Origin of the sequence: Trinickia sp., from assembly GCF_051961175.1 — a bacterium.
GTDB lineage: Bacteria > Pseudomonadota > Gammaproteobacteria > Burkholderiales > Burkholderiaceae > Trinickia.
The window spans coordinates 1-2,476 of record NZ_JBQCDN010000077.1 but is presented as its reverse complement, the minus strand read 5'-3'; the positions used below and the strand labels follow the sequence as shown (position 1 = coordinate 2,476).

2 protein-coding genes and 1 pseudogene are annotated in these 2,476 nt (G+C 64.2%); all 3 read right to left on the bottom strand.

The window, feature by feature from the left end; all coding sequences use genetic code 11:
- The coding region (locus tag ACTHL0_RS04255; protein WP_440565345.1) for an AmpG family muropeptide MFS transporter at nt 1-1,154 on the bottom strand (1,154 nt) is incomplete at its 3' end.
- A 38-nt stretch (nt 1,155-1,192) separates the two neighbouring features.
- Nucleotides 1,193-1,822 carry a methionine biosynthesis protein MetW gene (gene metW / locus ACTHL0_RS04250; RefSeq protein WP_440565344.1) on the bottom strand — a complete coding sequence of 210 codons (630 nt, stop codon included), beginning with the start codon at nt 1,820-1,822 and terminating at the stop codon, nt 1,193-1,195.
- Nucleotides 1,819-2,476, bottom strand: a pseudogene (gene metX / locus ACTHL0_RS04245) (homoserine O-acetyltransferase); the annotation flags it as partial. The pseudogene metX and the gene metW, both read right to left, overlap by 4 nt.

The following is a 2,476-nucleotide window of genomic DNA, read 5'->3' as shown; positions in this document are numbered from 1 at the left end:
GTGCGCGGCACCGAGGCCAAGCTCGTGAACAATGCGAATTGCGTCGCGGTATAGCGGGGATCGGTGGTGCTGGCGATGTAGGCCGTGAAGGCGGCGAGCGTGAGGCCGGTGGCGAATGTCTCGAACCCGTAGATCGCGGCGAGCGCGCCAGGCGACGGGCCGATCTTTGCGAGCCACGCGAAGCCGAGTGTGGAGACGATCTGCACGAAGCCGAAGATCCATAACCCACGGGCGATGCCGATCTTGACGAGCCACGCGCCGCCGATGATGCCACCCGCCAGACTCGCCCAGAATGCGGTCGTTTTGGCGATCACCCCGCTCTGAGTCTTGTAGAAGCCGGGATCGGGGCCAAAAGCCGTCGACAGCGTCGTGGCCATGGTATCGCCGAGCTTGTAGAGGAAGATGAACGAAAGCACGAGCACGGCCGCCGCCAGGCCGTCGCGCGTGACGAACTCCGCCAGCGGCAAAACGAGGGCCTCGCGCAGATTCTTCGGCGGTGCGCCGTGCATCTGCGGTTCGCGCACCAGGAGCGTCATCACCATGCCCGGCAGCATGAATGCCGCGGTGACGGCGAAGACGGCCGTCCACGGCAGATGATCGGAGAGAATCAGGGACAGCGAGCCCGGCACGAGCGCAGCGACCTTATAGGCATTGACGTGAACGGCGTTGCCGAGCCCCTGCTCGGTGTCGGCCAGCAACTCGCGCCGGTATGCATCGATGACGATATCCTGGCTCGCGCCAAAGAATGCGACGAGCGCGGTGAGCGCGGCGACGGTCCAGATCGCCTCACGCGGAGAGACAAACCCGAGCGAGGCGATTGCGCCGGCCACGAGCAGCTGCGTGGCGAGCATCCAGCCGCGGCGGCGCCCGGGGCGCCAGAACGGCAACCTCGGCACATAGCGATCCATCAGCGGCGCCCAGACGAATTTCCACGTATACGGAAATTGAATGAGCGCGAACAGGCCGATTTCCTTGAGATTGACGCCTTCCGAGCGCAGCCAGGCCTGCACGAGGTACACGAGCGTAAACAGCGGCAATCCCGACGTGAAGCCCAGGAAGACGCAGATCAGCATATGCCGGTTGAGGAACGCACGCCAGCCGGGGTGCGCCTCGTGAGCGCTCAAGGCGGCGCTCTCGTGCGGCGGGGGCGGGATATCTCGTTTGATGGTCAGCCTCTTTTGACGCGGCGCGTTTAAGCCGGCGCGGCCCCGTTCGAGCCGCGTCTCACGCGGTAGACCGCAAGACTACCACGCCAGTTCGCGCCCCAACGGACCGCGCGCCCGCCATGCAGCACGACGCGATCGAGAATTTCGATGCCGACCTCGGGCGCGAGCGCTTCGAAGTCTCGAATCGTCAGCACACGAACGTTCGGCGTGTTGTGCCACTGGTAGGGCAGCGATTTCGAGACAGGCATCCGCCCTTGCAGCACCGAGAGCCGGTGTGGCCAGTAGCCGAAGTTTGGAAACGAGACGATGCACTCTTTGCCTACCCGGACCGTTTCGCGCAGGATCGCGGCGGTTTGATGGATCGTCTGCAGCGTTTGCGACAGGATGGCGAAATCGAAGCTTGCGTCCTCGAACAGGCGCAGGCCGTCTTCGAGATTTTGCTGGATGACGTTGACGCCTTGCTTCACGCAGGCGAGCGCGCCCGCGTCGTTGATCTCGATCCCGTAGCCGGTCACGCCCAGCTCTTCGGAGAGCAAGGCGAGCAGGCTGCCGTCGCCGCAGCCCAGATCGAGGACGGTCGCGTTCGGTTCGACCCAGCGAGCGATCGCCCGGAAATCGGCCCGCGCGGTCAGGAAATCGATGGCGGCTTGATTCACGCTTGGATCTCCTCGGCAATGCGTTCGTAGTAGGCGCGGACGACGTTGTGGTAACGCGCATCGTCGAGCAGGAATGCATCGTGCCCGTGCGGCGCGTCGATTTCGGCGTAGGTCACGCGCCGTTTGTGGTCGAGCAGCGCTTTGACCAACTCGCGCGAACGAGTGGGCGCGAAACGCCAATCGGTCGAGAAGCTGGCGATGAGATATTGCGCGCGCGTATGCGCCAGTGCCGCCGTGAGATCGCCGTCGAAGGCTTTGGCGGGGTCGAAATAGTCCAGCGCGCGCGTAATCAGCAAATACGTATTCGCGTCGAAGTAGTCGGCGAATTTGTCGCCTTGGTAGCGCAGGTACGATTCGACCTCGAACTCGACATCGAAGCTGAAGCGGTAGTCGTCGTCGGCGCCGTCTTCCGGGCGGCGCAGTGCGCGTCCGAATTTGGTTGCCATGTCGTCGTCGGACAAGTACGTGATGGGGCCGATCATGCGGGCGACGCGCAGGCCGCGCCGGGGTTTCACGCCGTGCGCGTAGTAATCGCCGCCATGGAAGTCGGGATCGGAAAGGATGGCCGAGCGTGCCACTTCGTTGAACGCGATGTTCTGCGCCGACAGCTTCGGCGTGGACGCGACGATGATGCAATGGCCCACGCGGTCCGGA